Annotated in this window: 13 protein-coding genes; 9 read left to right on the forward strand and 4 right to left on the reverse strand. The window is 67.8% G+C overall.

Going from position 1 to position 17,423, the window contains the following annotated elements; translation table 11 throughout:
- On the forward strand, positions 1-3,113 hold a 3,113-nt coding region (locus tag ABEA43_RS50100), incomplete at its 5' end, for a DddA-like double-stranded DNA deaminase toxin (RefSeq protein WP_345573193.1).
- An 86-nt stretch (positions 3,114-3,199) separates the two neighbouring features.
- On the opposite strand, the gene ABEA43_RS50105 is transcribed toward ABEA43_RS50100, so the two are convergent.
- The 3 genes from ABEA43_RS50105 to ABEA43_RS50115 all read right to left on the reverse strand — a co-directional run bounded on the left by ABEA43_RS50105 (position 3,200) and on the right by ABEA43_RS50115 (position 7,470).
- Positions 3,200-4,594, reverse strand: coding sequence for a cytochrome b (locus ABEA43_RS50105; protein ID WP_345573194.1), 1,395 nt, complete (start codon positions 4,592-4,594; stop codon positions 3,200-3,202).
- A gap of 1,498 nt (positions 4,595-6,092) precedes the next feature.
- The gene (locus ABEA43_RS50110; protein ID WP_345573195.1) at positions 6,093-6,686 is read right to left on the reverse strand and encodes a hypothetical protein; all 594 of its coding nucleotides are present in this window, start codon (positions 6,684-6,686) and stop codon (positions 6,093-6,095) included.
- 373 nt (positions 6,687-7,059) lie between these two features.
- Positions 7,060-7,470, reverse strand: coding sequence for a hypothetical protein (locus tag ABEA43_RS50115; protein ID WP_345573196.1), 411 nt, complete (start codon positions 7,468-7,470; stop codon positions 7,060-7,062).
- Between the two features lie 425 nt (positions 7,471-7,895).
- Between ABEA43_RS50115 and ABEA43_RS50120 the strand changes: the two genes are divergently transcribed.
- On the forward strand, positions 7,896-8,354 hold the full coding sequence (locus ABEA43_RS50120; protein ID WP_345573197.1) for a hypothetical protein: 459 nt from the start codon (positions 7,896-7,898) through the stop codon (positions 8,352-8,354).
- Here the strand turns inward: ABEA43_RS50120 and ABEA43_RS50125 are convergent.
- Entirely contained in the window at positions 8,345-8,884 is a 540-nt protein-coding gene (locus ABEA43_RS50125; protein ID WP_345573198.1) for a hypothetical protein, read from the reverse strand. The two genes, ABEA43_RS50120 and ABEA43_RS50125, sit on opposite strands and share 10 nt — an antisense overlap.
- A 634-nt stretch (positions 8,885-9,518) precedes the next feature.
- Between ABEA43_RS50125 and ABEA43_RS50130 the strand changes: the two genes are divergently transcribed.
- The 7 genes from ABEA43_RS50130 (at position 9,519) to ABEA43_RS50160 (ending at position 17,422) form a co-directional block, all read left to right on the forward strand.
- Positions 9,519-11,516: a hypothetical protein gene (locus ABEA43_RS50130; protein WP_345573199.1), complete on the forward strand. Its 1,998-nt coding sequence runs from the start codon at positions 9,519-9,521 to the stop codon at positions 11,514-11,516.
- 520 nt (positions 11,517-12,036) lie between these two features.
- Complete coding sequence (locus tag ABEA43_RS50135) at positions 12,037-12,720, forward strand: response regulator (RefSeq protein WP_345573200.1); 684 nt, start codon at positions 12,037-12,039, stop codon at positions 12,718-12,720.
- 258 nt (positions 12,721-12,978) lie between these two features.
- The gene (locus tag ABEA43_RS50140) at positions 12,979-13,440 is read left to right on the forward strand and encodes an aspartate 1-decarboxylase (RefSeq protein ID WP_345573201.1); all 462 of its coding nucleotides are present in this window, start codon (positions 12,979-12,981) and stop codon (positions 13,438-13,440) included.
- Entirely contained in the window at positions 13,440-14,852 is a 1,413-nt protein-coding gene (locus ABEA43_RS50145) for a DUF6002 family protein (RefSeq protein ID WP_345573202.1), read from the forward strand. Before ABEA43_RS50140 ends, ABEA43_RS50145 begins: the two co-directional genes overlap by 1 nt.
- 173 nt (positions 14,853-15,025) lie before the next feature.
- Complete coding sequence (locus ABEA43_RS50150; protein ID WP_345573203.1) at positions 15,026-16,054, forward strand: hypothetical protein; 1,029 nt, start codon at positions 15,026-15,028, stop codon at positions 16,052-16,054.
- On the forward strand, positions 16,036-16,404 hold the full coding sequence (gene panD, locus ABEA43_RS50155) for an aspartate 1-decarboxylase (RefSeq protein ID WP_345573204.1): 369 nt from the start codon (positions 16,036-16,038) through the stop codon (positions 16,402-16,404). The genes ABEA43_RS50150 and panD overlap by 19 nt, the downstream gene beginning before the upstream one ends.
- A 163-nt stretch (positions 16,405-16,567) precedes the next feature.
- Positions 16,568-17,422 carry a class I SAM-dependent methyltransferase gene (locus ABEA43_RS50160; protein WP_345573205.1) on the forward strand — a complete coding sequence of 285 codons (855 nt, stop codon included), beginning with the start codon at positions 16,568-16,570 and terminating at the stop codon, positions 17,420-17,422.
- Position 17,423 lies beyond the last annotated feature (1 nt).

The raw sequence follows: 17,423 nt of genomic DNA on the forward strand, positions 1-17,423 counted from the left end.
CGGCGGACGCGGCGCGCGCGGCCGCCGGGGCCGCAGGACGCGCGGCGACCGCGGCGGCGCGGGCGCATACCAAGTCCGACGAGGCGTGGGCGGCCGCGGCAGCGGCCGAGCTGGACGCGGGCGCCGCTGCCGCGGCGGAGAATCACAACCGGGTCATGCAGCAGATCGGTCCGCAGATCTCCGCCTGGCTCTCGCCCATCAACCAGATCATCGCCGTGAACCAGCAGGCGTTCGCCGCGGTCGCCGCCGCCGACTCGGCGCGGGCGAACACCGAGGCCGCCGGACGCGCCGCCGAGGCGGCCGGCCATTACGCGGGGGAGGCGAGCGCCGAGGCCAAGGCCGCGTTCGCGGCGGCCGCGCGTGCGGGAGCGAGCGCGGAACGGGCGAAGCGCGCCACCGCGGAAACGGTGCGTCAGGCGAACATCGCCCAGGACGCGGCCGGCAAGGCGCGCGACGCCGCGACGCGTGCGGTGTCCTATGCGGAGCAGGCGGCCAGTGCCGCGGCGAGCGCGGCCCAGCATGCGGGCAATGCCGTCAATGCGGCCGAACTGGCGACGCAGCACGCGAACAACGCCTACCGCGCGGCGGAGGACGCGCTACAGGCCGCCGAGACGGCCCAAGTCGTCTACAAAGCGGCACGAGAGGCAGACGCCGAACGACTCCAGAGTGAGCTCAAGCTCGAATTGTCCTTCGCCCGGCACATCAGCGACGAAGCCGCACAGGCCCGCTTGGAGGACGCTCACGGCTTCGGGGTGCCGATGCGTCAGTACCACACTCCGCAGATCGACGCGCTGATCGCCGAGGCCGCCGCCACGACCACCGCTCCGGCGGTGGCGGTGAGCAAGGCGCGGCAAGTGGCTCGATATTTCGCGACCGCGCCCGGTACGTGGACCAGCTCGGCGGCCGTGGCCGCGCTCGGCTCGGACGATGATGTTCCCGTCATCGAGTTCGTGAAGAGCGGGCTTACCGCCGCTGAGGAGCAGGACGACCGCACGACATTGACCGGTCTCATGGTCACCGGCAGCCCGGCCATGAGAGCCGCTGCTCAGCGCGCCCTCGATGGCGAGTGGCCCGGCGTCATCGCGTTCCTCAATGACCCGGACTATCCCGAGCTGGCCGCCGAAGAACGGGCGAAGGCCGGGCGGATCCTCGCCGATGCCCGCAGCGCCGGCAACACGGCGATCGAGGAAGCGGCGAACCTCGCCCTGCGCTCGGACGATCCGGACGCCCTCAAGAAGTTCCTCGAAGTGACGCACAACACCGCTTACAAGATGGACGTCCGGGCGAAGGTCGGCGCCATCGCCGGAAACGAGTCGAACGGTACGGAGGTCAGGAACGGCGCCCAGGTCGCGCTCGTCGGCACGACGGCGATGCAGGTCGAGTTCTTGGAGGTGGATCGGCACCAGGCGGCCGAACGCGACTACGCGACCGCGACGCACAACTACATCGCCTCATCCTTGATGATCGAGACCTCGCAGATCGCGCAGAAGGCCGTCGAGTTCGCACGTACCGCGCAGGCCGCGGCGGCACGAGCCCGCGGTGCGGCGGAGCAGGCCATCGGTTACGCGAACGCCGCCGGTGCCGCGGCCGATCGGGCGCGGACGTATGCGACCGAGGCCGTCGGCCACGCACGCGACGCCGCGGCGTCCGCGGAACGAGCCGCGGAGTCGGTCCGCACCGCTGCCGCCGCGACCAAGCAGGCCCAGCTGTCCGCCAGGAAGGCGTCTCTTTCTGCCCGTTGGGCGCGCGCCTCGGCTGTCTCGGCGGCGCAGGACGCGGCCAGCGCCTTCGCCGCTTACGACACCGCGTACGCGGCGCAGCTCCGGGCCGGCCAGAGCGCGTCAGAGGCGGCTCGCATCGCCGCCGAGATCTTCGAGGATTATCGGGCCGAGGCTGAGGAGCGGCTGGGCGAGCTCAAGGCCGAGTGGTACGGGCACTGCAAGTGGGGGCCCGAGGACGGCCTGCCTGGATACAACGACTGCAACGCGTACGTCGAAGAGATTCTGAACGACCCCAACGGGCCGCTCCACGATCCGGACGGCTACGCGCAGGAACGGATCCAGCACTGCAGGGACCAGTTCGTCGGCAAGGCTCAGGACGCCTGCATGTCGGTCGTCATGAGTCCGCTCTTCTACTTCGCGGCCAGGGGGATCTCCGATCGGGAGACCGAAACCCACCGTCTCGCCGAGGAGTACATAGGCCTGACCGGACTGGATCTGATCAACGCCGGCTCTCAATACTCGATCATCGGCAAGTGCAAGAGCGCCGCCAAGGGAGGCGTCGCCAATGCGGGGCGGAAGTTCTCGGACTGCATCACCGGGCTCCTGGATATGACCGATGATCCCGACTGGAACAAATACTCCAGCCAGTGGAACGGGATTTTCGTGGAGTCGATGGTCCCGGAGGAGCTCCGGTTCGCCGAGTACAACTCGGTCTGGGGGACGATGTACCTGCGCGAGCACCTGTCCGACCGGACCATCATCTCGGCGATTTACGAGTCTGATCTGGCGACCTCGCTTCTGCGCATTCTTCCGATCGGCTGCGTTCAGGCCGGAGGGGATTGCCCGTACGAGGGCACTGCGCAACAGCTCAAGAACGTGAGCGAGTCGATCAAGCAGGCGAACAATCAGGGCTATATCGTCGACGCGTCCGGACGGCTGCTCGATGCGAGTGGCCTGCCGATCGCGAGTCTCCCGCCGATCGATGATCTGGAGAAGTGGGCGAGGTACACGGTCGAGAGCGGGTTGCACGCCGACCTGGCGGCGCTCGAAGACCGCCTTGGGTCGTTGTACAGGCAGGAGTTCGGGCTGCCCATCGCGCCTCCGGCGTGGCACCTGGAGACGCAGCTCGCTTATCGCGTCGCTACTCGGGAAGTGGCGCTGCGCGACAGCACGCTGCGGCTTGTCATGAACAACCGGGGCGGTGTCTGTGACGCGGTGCCGCTCAAGGGCACGGGGCCTGATCAGCAGCGGCAGGCGGTGGCGGGGTGCGTCCAGGCCATCAAGATGCTGCTTCCGGCCGGTACGACGATGATCATCTACTATCCCGATCCGGACAATCCGGCGGAGCTGCTTGAAGTGACTGTGCGGGGCGTTGGTCGCTGGCTGGACTGAGTCCGCTCGGTGTCCTCTGCTCACCAGGCAGCCTGGTGAGCAGGGGACACGCGCACTCGTCCAGGCTGTCACCTGCGTATGGAGCCCTATGCTGACCGGCTCAACTCCCGGTCACGATTTTGCTCTTGCGGCACGGGCGCCATCCGCTCGTGGAATCCGCCGTCCGCGGACCGGGTGATGATCCCGGTCTCCACGCCGTGCTCGGCCACCTCGCGGTCCGACTGCTGGAGTGCGAGGCAGATCCACCGGGTGACGACGAAGGCGACGACGGGCCCGATGACCACGGCGTACCGGAAGAAGATCGTCACCGCGTTGATGGTCAGCTGGAACTGGTGGGCGATCTGGTCGTTGGCCGCGGCTGCCCACAGCAGGCCGTAGAACGTGATCCCGGCGGCGGCGATGGCCGTCTTCACGGGCGTGTCGCGCGAGCGGTCGAGCAGGTCCCGCGCGGGTGTCTGGCGGGCGATGCGGCGCGCGCTCTCGGGCCGGCCCAGCGCGTCGCGGCGGCCGCGCCGCGCCAGGAAGAAGCGCTCGGCCATCGGGTACGCGGCCAGCGCGGTGAAGAAGATCCCGGGCACCACCACGGTGGGAACGAGGACGGCGAGGCTGAGCGTGTAGTCCCCGAGGGTGAGCTCCCATGGGGGCATGATCCGGAGGGCGCCGTCGAGGAACCCCATGTACCAGTCGGGCACCGAGCCCGCCGAGATCTGCGTCGGCGTGGCCGGTCCGTACAGCCAGATCGGGGCGATCTGGAACCCGAACCCGAGGATGATCAGCATGCCGATCGTCGCGCCCGCCATCAGCGGGCGGCCGCGTCGCTGCGTCGGCAGCGAGGCGACGAACCGCGAGTGGCCGTGCCGCCGCACCAGCAGCGTACGGGCGATCAGCAGTACGGCCATGAGGGCCGCGAGCAGCAGGTGCCCGACGTACATGACCGGAATGACCGTGTCGCCGGGAAAGCCCGAGCCGAACAGCAGCGACATCATCCATGCGCCCACCACCGGGATGGACTGGATGACCGACATCATCAGCCACAGGCTCCCGCCCGACAGCATGTCGTCGGGCAGGGCATTGCCGGTCTCACCCGCGAACATGCCCAGCGCCAGCAGCGCCACCCAGATCAGCCACTGCCGGACCCGCGGGCGGCGGAACGCGCCGGTGAGGAACATGCGCAGCAGCTGCAACGCGACGGCCGCGACGAAGACGAGCGCCGACCAGTGGTGCATCTGCCGGATGAGCAGGCCGCCGCGCACCTCAAGGCTCAGGTGCATGGTCGAGTCGAACGCCTCGCTGACGAAGAGCCCGCGCAGCGGGCCGTAGGAACCGTCATAGGTCACCTGGGACATGCTGGGGTCGTAGACCAGCATGAGCATCGCCCCGGTCACCAGCAGAACGACGAATGACCAGACGGCGATTTCCGCGAACATGAACGACCAGTGGGAGAACTGGAACGAGCGGCGGATGGTCGGCAACGAACGCATCTTGGGCCCCCTAACCTTGCCTACACACAAGACGCGATGGGGCCGGCAGTTGTGACGTCGATCGGGGCCTTTGCGACCGTGAATCACGTCACTATGGGGGCAGGACGCGGGTCAGTCGCGCGGGACGGGTGTCGGCGAGGGAGGGCATCGATCGGTCCGGTCGCGGCGTTGTGCCAGTTCTTGCGGGGTGTGGAGGCGCTGAGCGGGGAATCGGGCCACGCGAGGTGCTTGGCGACTGGGGGCGCCATGCAGAAGGCCCGGTCTCGTACGCCGCCGGCGAAGAACGCGTTGTTCATCCGGCAACAGTCGACGTACGGGGTGGCATCGCCGAGCCGTGAGGCGTTCTCCACGGCAGCCAGCACAGTTTGTTGGCCGTACACGATGCGCAGCGCTTGCGGTGAGCGTCAGCAGCACAACTCCGCGTTCTCCGAGTTGTGCCTCTGCCAGCACGCTGGCGGCAGTCTCGACGTCGTGACCTGGCTGGCTCCGAGTACGGTGCCACCTCTTCTAGACCCATTCTTGTGCTTTTATCGCGATCGTCATTTTGGACCCATCTCCTCAATCTGGTGTTGCCACTCTCCTACAAGGTTCTTGATGAGCAAGGCAAGCCCAAGAGCCGTCCCGGCGACGATGGCAGTGATAATGACCCATTCGACTGCCGACGCCCCTCGGTGAGGGGCGTTACGTGCCAGATGGATGCGTATGTCTAGCTGCGCCTGAATGTATACGATCCATGGATGCTTCATCCGAAACCTTTCGACGTGCTTTGGCTGTCATGGCATGTCGGAATTTTCTGGTGGTCAATGAATGCGTTAGTGACCAATGGCGTCTAATGGCTTGACGCTTTCGGTCTGCTACTTAAAGTTAGCATCCTCGTTCCACACAGAAACGGAGATCGCATGGCTTCATGGGGTGCCAGATCGTTCGCAGCGATGGCTGTCGGCCTGATGCTCGCTCATGCTCTACCGGCAGCGGCGCGCGCCTCCAACTACCAGGACCGTCACGAAGACGGCACTGTCCAAGTCGCGGCCGACCGGTCGTGGATCAAGGTGTGTGACGGGCGCAACGACAACCGCGTCTACAAGATCCACTGGATGAACGACAACTTCGCTGACTTCAGATACTGGGAGGTCAGGGCGCCACAAGGCGGCTGCAAAACTGATAGGTCAGCGCTAGGAGACGTCAAATGGTTCAGGCTCTTTTGGGGGCACCTTGGACCCGACAAGCGAGTTGTCTGGGATGGAGCAAACTCCATGAGATACCCCGGTAAGTAAGCGGGCTCCTGTCAATTTGCGGAAGCATCCATGCTGCCCAAAGGCGGCCGGATGCTTCCGTAGGCGCTGACAGGGCGGAAAATCCAGCCTAGTTCCTCACATGTGCCGCGGCCATTGCGTGTGCTCGGTCTGGTCGGCTGGTCCCCGCAGCTTTTGATCCGACTGCGGGGCGTTTAGCCAGGGCTAATTGCTCGCGTCATCGTTTCCATGTCTCCCGCTCTCGATCACAGGGCGATGTGGTGACCCATGAGCCGGTGTATTTGGATAGGGGTGCGGATCTCGACGGCGTCAGGAAGAATCTCCGCCTCCTTGAACATACGCGCTGAGGAAGAATAGTCCGGACGGTGGCCGCGAAAGCGCGCCACGGCGGTGTCCACGTGCCACACGCTCGCACGCAGGGATAGCGAATCCACTATCCACAGCTCGTAGTCGTCACGGTGCTCAGTCAGGTGGGTGATATAGCGAGTGACCACAGATTGTGCGACCGTCTCGGCCGTACCGGCCAGGATGATCCCATCGGAGTGCTCGCTGGGAGCCGGGTGCCACCCTTTGGAGTGCCGGTCGGTGTATTCGACGAGGTAGGCGAATCGGGCAGTCTCAAGCGGGTCCGGCTCACCGAGCTGTTCGGCTGCCTGTGCCGAGAGCCGAGCCCAGTCGGCGATGCCGGCGTACAGCGCCGCCTGCTGTCGGGGTTGCGGATTGTCGTCGTTGTGGGTGGCGGTCTCGTCCAGGTGCGGCATGTTGAGAAGGGCCGCTACCTGGCGGAGCTGGCGGGAAGGGATCAGCCGGCTCCGAGCGTCGGTGAGATCGTTCGTCACGGCCTTCAGTGTGGGGGATCGTCAAATGTCTGGTCAGGAGAAGGCGAAAAGATCTTCCACGGCTGGTGTGGAAGTGCTTCCGCGGTGGCCAGTTCCGCGGCATCGCAGACGGCGACAGCACCGGCAGATCCCAGCCACCTGTCCAGCCACCGGGCATTGGTCTCGGGCATTCGACCCTCGCCGCCTGCCCACGACGTCGAGGGCAGGCGGCGTTTGCGGGAAGGAGACCGTATCCGGAACATCCTCCAGCAACGAGCGGGTCCAGGCGTACGGGGGAGATGCTGCGGGCAGAGCCTCCTCAGATGCAGGCTGCCCCTCAACCCTCGCGGTGAGCGGTTCCGTATGGGGCGCGTCGACCAGCGGCCACGTCTCATCAAGCGGCGTCGAGGGACTCGGTGATCTTTCGGGCCATCTCCACCAGAGTCGGGCTGGCCTCGCCCTTCTGGGGCTGGGCGGCGGCGTCGATGGCGACGATGACGGTGCTGCGGAAGTTGCCGGCCTCGGCCGGGTCCTGCTGCTTGAGCAGGGTCATGGACGCGGTCAGGGCGGGCAGGACCTGGTCGGCGAGGTCGGCGACGGTCTTGCCGTACTTGACGCCCTTGGGGGCTTTGGCGAGTACGTGCCCGACCGTGCCGGTGGCGGAGGTCAGGGCGATGGAGCCCCGGGTGGCGACCTTGTGGGCCGAGCCGGCGGCACCGGCGGCGGACATCAGGGAAACGGCGCCCCAGGCGGCGACGCGGAGGGTGAGCTTGTCCTGGTCGGTGAGGGCGAGGGTGACGGACATGATGGTGTGCTCCTTCGAGCTGTCAGGAAATTCGGCTGAGCGGCCAGGCTGTGAACCGCTCATGGAGTAACCATCGCCGACCGCCCTGATACGGGGCCGTCGCCGTTCTGATGCGGCTGCTGATACGAGGACGCAGGGCCAGCGCCATGGCTGGTCAGCGGTGTCCGCGTCTACTGCATGGGTCGGGCACCTTATCCAGCACCTCGGCCAGAGAGGGCAGATCGAGCAAGCCGATCGGTGGGGCGGCGGCGGCGATGTGCTCCAGGTGGTGGGCGCGTACGTCGATCGGGGATGATGGCGCGAACGCGGTCCCTGTACCAATTCCGCACCCGAGCCGAGGTTCGCCTGAAGATCGCCTCGCGACAAGGACGAGGCTTCCCGGACGTCCCTCGACATGCTGGATCCAGTGGGCCTACCGTCGACTCATGCCAGGGTTGCACCCATCGCTGGCCGATCACGGGCTTCGGATCATCGAGCATGGACTCGACGCTCCGCTCGATGCCGATGTGGTGCCCTTGTCTTGTGACGTCATCGAAGGCGACGCCGCGGCGGTGCTGTTCGCTCACGAGGGCGCGCTGGAATGGGTCGTGTATGAGTACGACAACGCTTGGTGCTCCTTGGGCCTGTCCGGGATCCGTATCGCGGACACCCCTCTGCAAGGGCAGGCCCAGGTCGAGATACGACACGACACCTCGGAACACAGTCGCATCGGACGCTGGAGTCTCAAGAATCGGCACCTCATTCACGCGCGCATCCTGCGTACTCATCGGATCGCCCAGCTGCGCGTGGCCGCACGTACTGTTGCGACGCCGCGCGGCTGGGCGATCGTGGTGTGGCGGGGTCGCCACGTGCCCGCCATCTCGCTGGGTGATCCTCAGCAGTAGATTCGCCGGGGGTTCAGCGAGTAGGCGTTCGCCCTTACTCGCGGGACGCCTGCGGCGAACCCGTCGACGACCCAGCGGTACCTCTCGACCCCGGTCCCGGTGCAGGGCCAGTCAAACAGCGACTCCGCGAAGCTGCCGCGGGACCAGGCGATGGAGGTGCGGTGCACGTTCCGCCAGATACCAACTCCCAGGTAGCGCTGCAGGGTCAGCCGCGGCCCGTGTGGGGCGTAGCCGGCCCCGGTGCACCACTGGCGGCCGATGCCTGAGATATGCCCGCGGCCGTTGTGCCTGACAAACGCCGGATCGCTGACGAAGAGGTGACAGCGCCACGCTGGCGCCGCGGCGCGCTGAGAATCGGCCGGAGAGTCGTCCTCATACGTCGTGCTGCGTTCGGGGACGGGAGTTTCCCCTGCCGGTGTGAGTTCCTCCTGCGGTTGGGGGGTGGGGTCGGAGTGGGCGGGCGGTGCGATGAGCCCTGCCACGGCCAGACTTAATACCGCCAGTAAGGCGATCTTGCCTCGGACGCGCATGGTGCCTCCATGGGTTGATGCGACTACGCATGACCCAGGCGGCTATTGGGTCTGCAGAAGCAGATTTCTTCTTTAGATGACAACCGATCCGAGGGATAGACATCAAGGCAGGTTGAGAACTAGGCATAACCCCTAGTCGCAGATGTTCCACCTGGTCACCCGGCAAGATCTCGGGTCGTTGATCGCAGCGTGCGGATGGCCGAGTGGTCGCCAAAATCTGCCGCAGGCGTCTACGCCTTCAACGGCTCTGTCTTCGAACTGGGCCAAGCTGCCGAAGGGACGCACCGGGGCACCGGTCGGCGCCAGGCCGGCGGCGCGACTGAGAACCGGGTAATTTCCCACCTCGCCGCCGCGTAGAACTCGACGATGGGAACGACACCCGCGGCTCCATCGAGGGCGACCCGGCATCCTGCAGACCATCACCGACTTCGTCACTGGCCAAGTCGAGCGTCACGGGCGACGCGACGGCCAGGGGCTGGTGGAGGTGTTCCATAAGGCCGTCTCCACCAGGGATCGCACCGCGATCCTCTCCTTGCCCAGCGAGAGCCTGTACAGCCATCTCATCGCCTGGACCGCCGGGAGCTTCCGTCTGACAGGCGAGACGGTGACTCTGGAGAGATGGGAAACTTGGATTGTGCGTACCTGGTTCGAGCCCGAAGAGGCAGAAGAGTTCGAGGCCGCCAAGGACCTGCTGATCCGGCGGTGTGTCACCTGGGCGGAGGAGCACGGGCATCCGGTCGATGACCTGCTGCTCTCCGCCGCCGTCGACGCGCGGCACGAGAGCCGTGACGGCCGGCTGGCGTACTGGGACGGTGCGCGCATCAGGTTCTTCCTGCTGCGGTACGTGCCGTACAAGGTGACGGCCCCGCGGGAGGAGCTGGACCGCGCCCCGGAGGTGCTGCGCACGTACCTGCGCTATCTCGACGTAACGGGCCTTCGCGACCCGCGCGGCGCCACGTTCGCGGAGGCGGAGGAGATCATCGCCGGGACACGGCCGGAGTACGCGGCCGCGCTCGACGATCCCACGCTGCGGGGGGTGGCGACGTTCTGGGCCTACACGGCTCTTGGCCAGGGCGTCGATCTCAGCGTTCCGGGGGCGTTCGAGCGGTTCAAGCGGGATCTCGACGCCGGTCGCGTTCCGTACGACGAGCAGGTGCTCGACAAGATCATGCAGAACCGTTTGCTGAACGGTGGCATCGGCGAGGAACGCGCCTTCCCTCAGCCGCCTGTCTCCCTGCCCCCCGCGTCCGAGCTGACGGAGGCTGCCGCGCGCAGCCGGACCGTCCAGCAGCTCATCACCCTGGCCGCTTGGGTGGGCAAGGACGGCCGCGCCCTCACCGACGCGGGCAACCTCCGCATCGCCGACGCCCTCGAGGTGTCGGCCCTGCTGGGCACCGGCGAGGACCAGCTGCGCGTCCGCAGCGCCACCGATCTGCCGCAGCTCAACCTGCTGCTCGCCTGGGCCAAGAAGCTGCGCCTGACCCGCACCAGCAAGGGCCGGCTCTTCCGCGTGGCCAAGGCCGCACCCCTGCTGCGCGACCCGGAGGCGCTGTGGCGGCGCGCGTTCGAGGTGCTGCCGGAGCTGGGGCGTGTGATCACCGTGCCCGTCGCAACCTGGGGGCCCGAGCCTATCCTGGCCGAGGTCTTCGGCGAGATTCTGCCGGACGTGCTCAACTCCATGTACGGGCTGGACGAGATGCCGGTGGTCCGGCTCGAAGAGACGGTGTGGCTGGCCTGTCAGGAGTACTTCGTTCTCGACCAGGGGGAAGAGCGCCTGCGTGATCTCTGGCGCCGCGAGGCCTCCCGGGACCTGGGGCGCATGTTCGAGATTCTGTCCGACCTCGGGGCCGTGGAGCTCACCTGCGGTCCCGCCGACCCCCTGTATGCGAGTGACCTCGACCACGACGACCAGCCCTTGCCGCCGGACGCGGTCGAACGCCTGCGCACCGCCCTCGCCGAGCCCGACCTTCCGCTGGTCCGCCTCACGCCGCTCGGTGTGCGCGGCGTCCGCGACCGCCTCCTCGCCGAGGGCCGCGACGCTCCTCTCATCGGCGAACTGGTCACCGCTCCGCCGGCCGAGTTGCTCGGGGTGCTCGCTCAGCACTATCCGCCGGAGGACGCCGTCGCGGAGCTCCAGGGGTGGCTGGCCTGGCCGGGGCAGGACGTCGAGATGTTGCTGCAGGCCGTGCGGGATTGCCCGTTCCGTACGCGGGTGGGGGCGATGCTGCGCGTTCTGGCCGACGGCCTTCCCGAAAGGCGGCTGCTGCAGGACCTACGTCACGACCCGGTCCTCGGGCCCGCCGTGTGGACGCAGCTCATCGATGCCGGGGAGATGAAGCCCGGGTCGTTGAGTGAGCGGGAGAACCTGCTGATGGGGGCGGAGAACTTCCTGTCGGTGCTGGAGCTCGCGGGGCCTGAGGGGCTTGTCGGGCAGCTCAAGAGGATGGGGGGCGGGGACGCGTACGAGTTCGTGGAGGCGATCCTGGCGTCGGGGCACACCGATGTCGTGGGGTTGCGGGAGCTACGCGAGCTGGTGGCCGAGCCGCTCCGCAAGACCGCCCGACATCCCCTCCGCCTCGTTCCCACCCGGCCGCCGGGAGCCCGAGGCCGCCGGAAGAAGCGTAAACACTGATCTTGATCCTTGGCCTATCAGGTACGGCGGTCTTCGCCTCCCGCCAGGCGGCACGGCAATCGGCCCGTCGCGTTCAGCGCCGCCGAGGTCCCGCCTCCTCGACGTCGTCGCGCGTCCGCCGGCTGCGCATGGCGGACGCGCGACGGTAGACGCAGGTCTGGATCGTTGAAGTCACTCGGCAACGCCGCGGCCCCGGCGCCGACCGAAACCCGCCCGGCGGGCCGGTCATGGGGGGGCCGCAGGGCCGCGCCTTTCGAAAATGTACTTGAACACCATATGGCGACCATGTGGCCGGCAAAGCCCGCTGGGAATGACGTTAATACAGTTCTGGTCGGCCTAATATGGGAAAGCGCTCTGTATGAGATGAGCGAGGTTAGTTCGGTGCACGGTTGGATAGAAGCGCTGAGCCCGCCGGGTCTCATCGAGCTCCATTCAGGCCCTCCGAGTGTCTGTGGCTGGTGACGGCGTGCGAGGAAGGGGCAGTGCCGCCGTGGGCGACCAGGCGAGTTCGGTTCGTATCATGCTCGTGGACAACCAGGAGTTCGCTCGCCGGGGCCTCGGGCTCGTCCTCGCCGATCAGCCGGACATTGAGGTCGTGGCCGAGGCCGCCAATGGCTCCGAGGCCATGTCGCTGGCCGCCGCGCTCCATCCGGAGATCGTGCTGACGGAGGCGAGACTGCCGGACCTGAACGGCATCGAAATGACTCGGAACCTGCTCCGGCACAAGGATCGGCCGAAAGTCGTCATCGTCACGAGCTTCGATTCCGAGGAATATCTCCTCGGCGCGCTCCAGGCCGGCGCCTGCGGCTACATACTGAAGAGCACGAAAGTGGATGAGCTGCTCAACGCGATCCGTGCCGTCGCACTCGGCGGCGCGGTGATATGCCCGTGCATGACGCAGCGCCTCATACGCAAGATGCGTAGCCGGCCACCACTGATACCCGGCGGCGGGGCGCGGATGCTGGATACGTTGAGCGACCGCGAATTCGAGGTGCTGGCGCATATATCGGTCGGAAAGACCAACAGTGAGATTGCCAAAGAAATGGGTCTCACCACGGCGACCATAAAGTCCCATGTGTCCAGCGTGCTCGCGAAACTGCGGTTGCGCGATCGCGTGCAGGCCGCACTCGTGGGCTACGAGGCCGGCGTCGCGCTCCGTGGCCCGGCAGGTAACGGCCATGCCCCGACGTCCTCGTCGGCCTGAGCGCGTCGGCGGAAGCCTCAGGGACGTCATCGCGAATCCGATCCCGCGCCCCGCTCTTGTCGAAAGGGCGGCGGCGCGGCTTTTCGTGCCCGCGTGCCGCCGGAGTTGAATACCGCAGTCATACCAGAGTCTAGTCCGGCCTCCGTCGCTGGACCGAGATATTTTCGCCCTACGGTCTAATGGCTCTGACCGCATCAGTTGCCTACGCTGAAGATGGTGCAGCGGAGGTTGCGCTGCTCGCCTCGAACTCTATTCACGATGCCGGCGGCTGTTTCGGAGGCCGAAGTGGACCGAACCATGCTCAAATCGAAAATTCACCGGGTAACCGTGGCGGCAGGTCTATTGAGCGATGCCACCTCGCTGGTCCTGTCGCGAGAATTGCTGCGAGCCGCGGATCTGTTGCCTGGCGAACGGGTGGACGTCGTCGACATCACCAATGGCAGCCGATTCACCACTCACGTGGAAGAAGCGGCGGGCGGAAAAGGCGTCGCCGTGCTCGGTGGGGCGAACGTGCGCCTGGTCGCCACCGGCGACCTTGTCATCATCATCGGCTATGGCAGTTACGACGCCGGCGAGGCGGAGCGCACCGATCCGAAGGTCGTCTTCGTGGACCGGCAGAACTGCATCACCCAGGTCGGCCACGACGCGGCAGCGGATATTCCCGAGTTCGACACCGTACGCGGTGACACGCTCATCGAGTCGAGCGGCCGGAGAACGTGATGGGCAAGGCCAATCAGCTCGCGCTGGTCATCGCCCTCGCGCGTTATTACGACGACATTCAGTGCGCCCTGCGCCTTATTGGCGCGCACCACCGTTCCACGACGTTCGACCCGGGATTCACGCTGCCGGTCATGGACGCGCGAATGGCCGAGTTCCTGGCTCCGTCCCGGATGCGGCTCATCGAGCTGGAGCCCTACCGGGACCGCAGGCTGCTGCTCCTCGACCTGATGGGAAATCCGCGCACCCGCACCACCAAGACGTTCGCCTCGCTGGTCATCGTGGCCCGCGCCGTCAGGTTCATCCAGGACACCGGCCAGCCGATCGTCATCCTGACGCCGACGTCCGCCAACAAGGGGACTGCCCTGCGCGACGCCGTGCTCAGGGCCATCACCTGCGGCCTGGTCACACCCGATCAGCTGCGCATCGTCACCGTCGCGCCGGCCGATTCCCTGCCCAAGCTGTGGTCCGGCGGACTGGACGAGGATCCGGACCTGGCGGCGCGCAACCCGGTGGCCCTTTACCACGGCCGCGACGCGGCGGGCGTCAAGGAACTGGTCCGGTGGTACATGGAGACCTGCGCCCACGAGATCGAGCGGACCGGCGTGCGCGTCTGGCACACCATGGCCCTCGACAACTACCGGACCGGCGACGTGGCCCGCGCCTACTTCGAGAACGAGTTCGGCCCGCCGGACCCGGCGGTGCCCCGGCTGCACGCCCACGCCGTGTCCAGCGCGTTCGGCCTCCTCGGGCACAACCTCGGCCGAGAGCTGGTGGCGCCGCCCGGCTCGCCGCCGAGCCGCTACCTCCTCGTCCAGCACCTCCACACTCCCGACATGGTGCTGAGCCTTTACACCGACGGCGTACGGGACGAGGACCGCCCACGGTACACGCGAGACCCCGCCACCGGGCTCTATCACCAGTCGGACAACGACCACTTCCCGCGGGTCACGGCCGATCCGTACGAGCGGCTCGACAGCACCTTCTACACGCGGCGCCCCGTGACGTCCGCCGAGATGAACGCGCTGATCAGGCGGCAGGGCGGCGGCGGCATCGTGGTCTCGGGACACGAGTGCGCGCAGCGGCACCCGGATATCCGCAGCCGGCTGCTGAGCGCCGGGGTCCCGTTCCCGAGCCACTTCGACGACCTGCGCGAGCGCTCGCTCTCCATGGCGATGACCGGCGTGCTCAACGGCATCGACCGGGGCGTCATCAGGGAGCCCGAGGTGCTCGTGCACGGCTCCGGCAGCTACTCCCGGGACGACTTCCGCCCGCTGCCGATGGCCCGCACCACGCCGGTGCGGACCGCCGACGACCTCGCCGACGTGCTGCGGGGCATGCCGCGCAGTGGGACGGGCGGCGGGACACCACACGTCGCCGCGCGAGACGGCTCCGTCGTGGCGCGGACGCGATGACCGAGGGCCGGAGGAGGAACCGTCCTGTCCCCCCGACGCTGGTCATCATCGGAACCGGCTCGTTCGCCCGCTCCGTCGCCCGATCGCTGCAACCGCCTCCGGATGGGTCCCTTCGTGTACGCGTCGTCGGCCGCCGGGCCGCCGCGGCCGCGCAACTGGCCGAGGTGTGCAACGTGCGCAGCGTCATCGACGACCACCCCATGACCTTCTCCGCCAATGAGGCCGACCTCCCCTCGGATGACGCCATCGCGGGCGAGGTCGCCGCCGCCGGGCCCGACGTCGTCATGCAGTGCGCCTCGCACCAGTCGCCGTGGGAATCGGCGACCGCGCCCTCGGCGTGGACGCGGTGGTGCGCGAGCGCGGGTTTCGGCGTCACCCTCGCGCTCCAGGCGCGCCTGGCGTGGCGGGTGAGCGCGCGGCTGAAGGACTCGGGCTACGCCGGAACTCTGCTCAACGCCTGCTATCCCGACGCGGTCAACCCGCTCCTGAGCTTGCTGGGCAGCGCGGCCTTCGCCGGGCTGGGCAACGTCGGCACCCTGGCGGCAGGACTCTCACGGGCCACGCTCGGCACCGTCCCGCTGCTCGGGCCTCGCGCGGACGCGGCGGCCGGCCGAGCGGCACCGCGTCCGGACGAGGCCCGCGTCCGGATGCTCGCCCACCACGTCCACCTGCACCGGCCCGCACACCCGGCGGACGAGGCGATGGCCTGGCTGGGCCAGGCCCGGCTGGACGACGTCGGCGCGCTGCTCCGCCCTCTGCGGACGATCGACCGGTCCCGGCTCAACGACATCGCCGGGCACGCCGCCGCGCGGCTGGCCGGCGCCCTCCTGGACGGCGGCTCGTTGCGTACGCACTGTTCTGGGCCGCTCGGCCTGCCCGGGGGATATCCCGTCGTCCTCGACGGCGGCGAGCTACGGCTTGACCTGCCCCCGGACCTGACCCGTGACCAGGCGGTCGCGTGGAACCAGCGCATGGCGGCGGACGACGGAGTGGTCGTGCGTCCGGACGGCCGGATCGTCCACCCGCCGAGGACCGCCCGCGCCCTGCATCCGTACCTGCCCCATCTGGCCGCTGGTTTCGACGCGGACGACACGGCGAGCGTCGCGGACGAACTGCTCGCGTTACGCCACCGCCTCAGGACCAGCACGGAAGACCTCAGAACCACCGGAGGAAGGACTGAGCCATGCGCCGCACGATGCTGAGGTCGAGCATTCAGCGGGCCACCGTCACCCAGGCCGACCTGCACTACGTGGGCTCCCTCACCGTATCCGGCGACCTCATCGAGGCGGCCGGGCTCCTGCCGGGGGAGAAGGTCGACGTGGTCGACGTCGACAACGGCCATCGCCTGTCCACGTACCTCATCGAGGGGCCGCGCCACTCCGGCGTCATCGGCATCAACGGTGCCGCAGCACGGCTCATCAGCCCCGGGGATCAGGTCATCATCTCCAGTTTCGCCGAGTACCCCGACCGCGAGGCGCGCGGCATCCGTCCCGTGATCGTGAGCGTGGACGCGGCGAACACCCTCGTCAGCCGGTTCGCCGGGCTGCCGTGAACCGGTCTGCCGTGAACCGGTCTGCCGTGAACCGGTCTGCCGTGAACCGGTCTGCCGTGAACCGGGCTGCCGTGAACCAGGCGGACGACCGCCATGAACGCCGGAGAGAAACCCCCGTCCACCAAGCCGCACCGTCCATCAGACAAATGAGAAGGATTCGCACATGACGACGCTCGACAACGCCCCGCCCACCGCAGCGCCGGTCGCCGACGGCCAGGCCGCACGGGACCAGGTCCGCGCGGTCTACTGCGCGATCGCCGGAGAGTACGACGAGAGGATCCCCGGCAACGGCCCGGCGGACGAGCTGTTCACCGACACGGAGTTCGCCTTCCTGCGCGACAAGGTCCGGCCCTCGGATCGCGTCCTCGACATGGGCTGCGGCACGGGCCGCTTCACGGTCCCGCTCGCCGCCACCGCGGCGGCCGTGACGGGCCTGGACATCTCACCGGAGATGCTGGAGCAGAACGGGCGCAAACTGGCCGAGCGCGTCCTGCACGCGGAGCTGCACCAGGGCGACATGACGGCGCTGCCCTTCGAGGACGGCAGCTTCGACGTGGTCACGAGCATGCTGGCGCTGATGCACCTGCCGCGCGAGGACCGTGAGGCGGTCTTCGCCGAGGCGGCGAGGGTGCTCAAACCCGGCGGCAGGTTGCTCGTGGAGGTCAAGAACTCGGTGTTCGAGCGGTTGTTCCGCGGCGACCGGTTCGCCACGGTCGACGTCACCGACGTCGACGCGGGGGAGCTCATCTTCACGCAGACGAAGGCCGGGCAGGAGTACACCGCGCCCTGGCACAGCTTCAGCCCGGACGAACTCGCCTACCTCACGGCCCGGGCGGGCATGAGCGTCGTGCACCTACGCGGCATCTCCCCGCTGTCCACCTGGCTGGCCGACCCGATCCTGAGCGACAAGAACGTACGCGACACGGTCCAGCGCCTGGAGCGGACGCTCAGCGACGTGCCGCCCTTCAGCCACCTGGGCTACTACCTGCTGGCCGAAGCCGTGAAGCCCGTGCGCTGAC

Source organism: Nonomuraea rosea (assembly GCF_039539705.1).
Taxonomy (GTDB): domain Bacteria; phylum Actinomycetota; class Actinomycetes; order Streptosporangiales; family Streptosporangiaceae; genus Nonomuraea; species Nonomuraea rosea.